The 4,920-nt window shown below is 40.5% G+C and carries 7 protein-coding genes; 5 read left to right on the forward strand and 2 right to left on the reverse strand.

Features of this window, described 5'->3' with window-relative positions:
* The 4 genes from ASV53_RS22620 to ASV53_RS25620 form a co-directional block, all read left to right on the forward strand.
* Positions 1-470 (forward strand): hypothetical protein (locus ASV53_RS22620; protein WP_338091432.1); only part of this gene is annotated, 470 nt, incomplete at its 5' end.
* On the forward strand, positions 470-916 hold the full coding sequence (locus ASV53_RS22625) for a hypothetical protein (RefSeq protein ID WP_094958781.1): 447 nt from the start codon (positions 470-472) through the stop codon (positions 914-916). The genes ASV53_RS22620 and ASV53_RS22625, both read left to right, overlap by 1 nt.
* Before the next feature lie 123 nt (positions 917-1,039).
* A complete protein-coding gene (locus ASV53_RS22630; RefSeq protein ID WP_094958782.1) occupies positions 1,040-1,237 on the forward strand; it encodes a hypothetical protein in 198 nt (65 codons plus the stop codon).
* A gap of 20 nt (positions 1,238-1,257) precedes the next feature.
* Entirely contained in the window at positions 1,258-1,434 is a 177-nt protein-coding gene (locus ASV53_RS25620; RefSeq protein WP_189337947.1) for a hypothetical protein, read from the forward strand.
* 192 nt (positions 1,435-1,626) lie between these two features.
* Here the strand turns inward: ASV53_RS25620 and yqeB are convergent, their stop codons facing one another.
* Together yqeB and yqeC are read right to left on the reverse strand one after the other, a co-directional pair.
* Positions 1,627-3,225 (reverse strand): selenium-dependent molybdenum cofactor biosynthesis protein YqeB, encoded by a 1,599-nt coding sequence (gene yqeB / locus ASV53_RS22635; RefSeq protein ID WP_094958783.1) that lies wholly within the window; start codon positions 3,223-3,225, stop codon positions 1,627-1,629.
* 44 nt (positions 3,226-3,269) lie between these two features.
* Complete coding sequence (gene yqeC, locus ASV53_RS22640; protein ID WP_094958784.1) at positions 3,270-4,172, reverse strand: selenium cofactor biosynthesis protein YqeC; 903 nt, start codon at positions 4,170-4,172, stop codon at positions 3,270-3,272.
* A gap of 39 nt (positions 4,173-4,211) precedes the next feature.
* On the opposite strand from yqeC, the gene mocA reads away from it, so the two are divergent.
* Positions 4,212-4,802: a molybdenum cofactor cytidylyltransferase gene (mocA, locus tag ASV53_RS22645; protein WP_094958785.1), complete on the forward strand. Its 591-nt coding sequence runs from the start codon at positions 4,212-4,214 to the stop codon at positions 4,800-4,802.
* Positions 4,803-4,920: the final 118 nt, after the last annotated feature.

The following is a 4,920-nucleotide window of genomic DNA, read 5'->3' on the forward strand; positions in this document are numbered from 1 at the left end:
TCATTATAGCTTTGTACTATTATGAGTGGATTGAAATGCCAAGTAGAATTGAAGCTAAGGTAACAATTGCAAAGTTATTAGAAGTTGCCTACTCAAAGAATAAAGGGATAACCACAGAGTTGATGCGGAGCAAAGATAATTTCAAAGTTACCGTAGATCAACATGGAAAGGTTTTAATGTCAGGAAGTGTTGGTGTTTTAACATTCAGTGCTGATGACGCTTTAAAAGAGTTGGGAGTTAACGTTAAGTTTATTTCAGTTTCTTTTAGTAAAGTTGATGAAAAGAATATAAAATACAAAGCCACATTTACTTTTATGAAAGTAGCTAGCTTATCTATTTCTGGAAATTTTGATATTGAAGATATGATTTTATCATGCTCAGGTATTTTATGTAGAGCTGCCAGAGCTTTAAAAAATCGACCTGCAGTGATAGAGCATGAGCTCCAAAGGGCAATTGGAGGGATTATGTAATGCGTTTATTAATTATTCTCTTGTTTTTTTTATCATCAATGCTTTTAAATGCGAAAGGTAATGTTGAACTTTATGATTCATATGCTTTATTTAAAGAAGCAGTAAAGATGGGTGATTATGAGTTGCTCACAGATTATCTTACAGTAGAAAATACCAAGTTTTTAAAGAATAATGGAGGCGTTGGTAATTTTAATGAGGTTTATCCGTTTCTTTTATCTCTCCCATTTTCCATCGAAAAAGAAATTAATAGCTATCAGCTAATCGAAGGCTATAAAGGCTGTTTGACTATTAACGGTTTAGATGAATCTGCTGAGCCAACAGCAATAAATATCGAATATAAGAAAGAAAATTCACTGTGGAAACTTGATTATATACATGTGGAATATCTATCATCGAAGGATGAATTCTCAAAAAAGGCTATTTGTCCTCAACGATATGATTCATAGATGTTATTCAAGGCAGCTAACAAGGCAATGCGTTACACTCGGCGGTTTTGATTCGGAGTTCAGTGTGGCTTACTGATTCAGTGAGGCACACTTCAATACAGTCTTATGAACAAGGAGGTTTTAATGGAAATGTCAGAGCTATTTGATCTTAGGGAAAAAGTTGAAAATAGAGTAAATCAATATTGGACATACTGGTCTGTGTCAATTTTTGCTGTCTGTGGTTGGATGTTTACGGAATCCGCTGAAAAACTAGACGGAGCAATGTCTATTTTTATTGCCGCAGGGCTAATAGTTTTTTTGTTGCTAATCTTAGCGTACTAAAAACAGCAACTGAATTTGCTATGTCTGTTAAAGAAGAAATAGCATCAAGGGTTAATGAGAGTAATTTTAATTCAGATAAGTTTAATGATGTGCTGCTGAAAAGTGATATTAAATATCGTCTTCAGCTTACTGTTGCTCTTCATTTAGGCGTTGATTCAGTTTTGATAATAGCATTAATTATGGTGGGTTTTTCTTGAGTCTTGTTGGCCAAGACAAATAGCTTCTTCATCGTTCTAAAAGCTAACAAACTCTCCCGTTTTAACTCGGGTCTGCGTAACTTAAAATACAGCCCAGCTTGCTGAATACAAGCCAGGCTGTATGCGACCCTAGTTATCTTAGAAGTGACTTGCTAAAGGTCAAGGTCAAGGTAAAGAGAGCTAGGTCATTGATTAGCTTACTCTCTTGTGCTCAAGGTGTAACATGGCTTCTAGTACACTACCTGCAATTGCGCGTGCTTTATCCGATACTGTCGTGTAATCCGCTTCAGGACCTCGAGGGTCAATATCGCCAATCTTAAAGCCCTCTCGAACGGTCAGGCCATCGTTTAATAACCCGCGTACCATTCCGCTTAGTGGCGCGATAACAGGGCTGTCACCGATATGGGCAATGACATCACCTTCTTCAACCAGATCGCCGAGTTTGACGTGGTTATGCATGACACCTGCACATGGCGCTCGAAGTACGCGTTGGTGAGTATAGCCAGCAATATTGCCGGGAATGCCAGTATTTGGCTGGGTTGAACCGTGGTAAATCACTCGACCTAAATGATGGCCTCGGTTGGTTTCAATAACGGCATCACAATCTTTACCTGCGGTAAAACCCGGGCCTAAGGCGATGGTAATTGGCGCCATGTCTTTTTGAGTACCGAGATTGTGCTTAGCAAGGATAGCATCGACTAAGAATGTGGGTTTCAGCGTCTCAGCCGAGCTGCAATCTTCATCAATCACGACCGGAATTTGGTTGCGGTCAATGATATCGAACACTTCGTCTTTGTTGTTGGCTTTGCAGGCTGTGATCCCTTCAACTTCGATGGGTTTGCCATATAAGCATTGCCCGAACGATACGCCGCAGCGAATCATGGTTGGTTTGGCTATGTCTGTCATCACGACTTTATAACCTGCATTGAACAAGCGAACAGCTACACCGGTTGATATGTCTCCGGCGCCGCGTAGTAATACCAATTTATTGCGGTTAAGGCGGGTGTCGTCTTTCATTTGGCCGCCAACTGACTCATGTTTCACTTTAAGGATTTCCGCCATAATGCTGATGGCGATCTCCTCTGGTGTTTCTGCTCCGATATTGAAACCGATAGGGGAGTGGATATTTTTGATCCGATTTTCATCGACACCACTCTGACGCAGGTGAGTAAAAAGTGTCTGTACTTTTCGACGACTCGCCATAAGACCGGTATAGCGGGTTTCACAATCCACGACTTTGGATATGGCATCTTGATCTTGATGATTCGTCGCGATGACGACATAGCTGTCTTTATTGATATTGAGTTGTTCGATGGCCTGTTCCATTGTATCGCCCAGTAGACGTTTGGTGCCGATTGGGAAATGCGCTTCGAGCAGACTATCAGCATAGGCATCGGCGACCGAAATATCGAAGCCAAGCACGTGGGCTGCTTGGGCGACGGCACGGTTGACATGCCCTGCACCAATAAGAATCAAACTGGGGCGTAAGCCGTAAACATCGATAAACACTGTCATCGCACCACCGCAATCCATATCCATGGCATCTGGGCCATTGCGGGTCATACGACCTTTAACAACGCGGGGCTTTCTTTCCTGTAGAGCTTCCAAGGCTTGATCGATCACATATCGCTCAATCATCCCACCGCCAACAGTGCCTGTGATGGTGCCATCAGCTTTGATGATCATCTGGCCAGAATGGCGCGGTGCAGAGCCGCGAGTTTCTATTATATTGGCAAGTGCAAATGGAACGTTCTCTTGTTCTAACTGGGCTGCCTTGGCAAATATATTCATTATTTATGACCTCTGTACTGGCGAAGTCAGGTAGCTGCTATGATTCAGTGGCATGACTCAGTGGCATTAGCTACTTGTTCCTTCAAAATTACTTTTTTGATTGGTGTTTCCGCTTGCATTTCCGTTAGCCAAACTGCGTTGAGTTGTGGGCAGTTTGCCAACACTTCTTCTGCTATGTTGCTCACTGTTTGAGCATCATTGGCCAAGTCTATTTTGTTTATCAACCAGATCTTTTTTGCTGTTTTTGGGGTTGATTTAAAGAGCCCTTGCGGATGAGATATCAACGATTGCAATACTTGCACATCAATCACATCACCTGGTTGGCACTTGGTCATCGCTGAAAAAGCTGGCCAACGGTGGATGTGACAGGGATCTGCCTTGCGGTTGATGGCTTCTGCGCCAGTGACACCAATCACCATATTTGAATAACTAGGGATGCAAGGTTCATTCCCATTAGGCGCTTTTATTGGTAGTGCTCGTGAACCATCGCCTTCAATAATAAAAACAGTGAAGGGACCATCGTTTTCGATCATTTTTATCTCTTTTTCAGATAACCCTAATACTTTATGTTTGGGTGTTTTTAAATGATCCGTTATCAATGATTTGTAGATAAAAGTGATTGTAGGGTCACAAATACAAAACGAGTTTTGTGCTGAAGAATTCTGGCTGTCATTTATTCCATCGTCTTTTTTGCAATTTATAGTATCTAGAGGAATAATATAATCAGCTTGATCTTGAGTAGGTAAATACATTTTGGTTGTCGTGGTTACACAGACCGAACAGCCCCATTGCTTGAACTTTTTCGCTAACCAAAATGCAGCCGATGTTTTTCCACCACCGCCGACTAGAGTAATAAATAAAGGGGTTTCTTTAGATGTTAAAGTGTATTTATATAACTCAGGCAAGATGAATTTATCTGGATTGCTTTCAATTAATCGTGTCTTCATCTGATAAACCATAAATGTTATTTAATGAGTGTCTTTATTATGGATAAATATTTAAGTCCCAAGCGTTTAGACTGTGTTATACCCGCTGCAGGTTTATCATCAAGAATGGGAAGTTGGAAGCTCATGCTACCTTATCAGCAGCATACAATCCTTGATGCAAGTATCGAAAATGCGCTCTCATTTTGTAGCAGAGTGATTTTGGTTGTGGGCCATAGGTGGTTAGAACTTGTTGAAAAGTATAAGGATAATGAAAGAGTGCTATTGGTGCGTAATGAGAGTTACAAAGATGGTATGTTTAGCTCTATCCAGCAGGGACTCAAGCATGTAGAGAGTGATTACTTTTTTATTACCCATGGTGATATGCCTTGCATTCCCTCATATATATTCCACGATTTATGGTTTGCACGAGGTGGATGTACTGTGTTTCCTGGCAGTGCTATACGACCGGGCCATCCTGTGCTGATCCCTCATAGCTTGAAAAATACAGTGATTAATGCCGATATAAAATCATCGATGAAAGAAATTCTTTTCCGTGATCAAGTTAAATATTTAGACATATCTTGCGAAGAAATACATTTAGATGTTGATACTCCACAAGCTTATAAATATTTGTGTGAAATGTCACATTAGCACTATCAATTTGATAGTTTATTCTGGTGTTATTATTAATGTGATAGATATAGCATGTTTATATCACATTTTGTTTTTCTCATTATCCTATTTGTTTTTTCCTTGCGAGGTAATACCT

It is taken from the genome of Photobacterium sanguinicancri (genome assembly GCF_002265265.1).
Lineage (GTDB): Bacteria > Pseudomonadota > Gammaproteobacteria > Enterobacterales > Vibrionaceae > Photobacterium > Photobacterium sanguinicancri.